This window comes from Sulfitobacter sp. HI0129, assembly GCF_001635395.1.
In the GTDB taxonomy this organism is placed as follows: Bacteria; Pseudomonadota; Alphaproteobacteria; order Rhodobacterales; family Rhodobacteraceae; genus Sulfitobacter.
The window spans coordinates 1-419 of record NZ_LWGH01001061.1; the positions used below are offsets into that span (position 1 = coordinate 1).

General features: G+C 69.9%; 1 protein-coding gene. It reads right to left on the minus strand.

What is annotated here, in order from left to right:
- Positions 1-419: L-threonylcarbamoyladenylate synthase (locus A3764_RS22565; protein WP_150122413.1), on the minus strand; the 419-nt coding region annotated here is incomplete at both ends.

The window sequence follows — 419 nt, forward strand, 5'->3', positions numbered from 1 at the left end:
GCCCCCCGTGCGCCTGTGCGGCTGAACGTGACGACGCCCCGCCCGACAGGTCCACGATGGTGCTTTCCAGCCCTACCGTACAAGGGCCATCNTCAAGGATCGCAGCGATCCGTCCATCGAGCCCGGCGGCCACATGTTCGGCAGTGGTGGGGCTGATCCGGCCCGACGGATTTGCCGAAGGGGCGGCGAGCGGTCCGCCGAAACGGTCAAGCAGGGCGCGAGCCGTTGGATGCTCCGGGACCCGCAGGGCCACGGTATCCAGCCCGGCGGTGACCAGCGTCGACAGGCCATGGCCCGCCCGCAGGGGCAATACCAACGTCAGAGGACCGGGCCAGAAGGCGGCGGCGAGCACCTCGGCCCTGTCGGACCAGTGCACCAGCTTGCGGGCCGCGTCGGCATCTGCCAGATGAACGATCAGC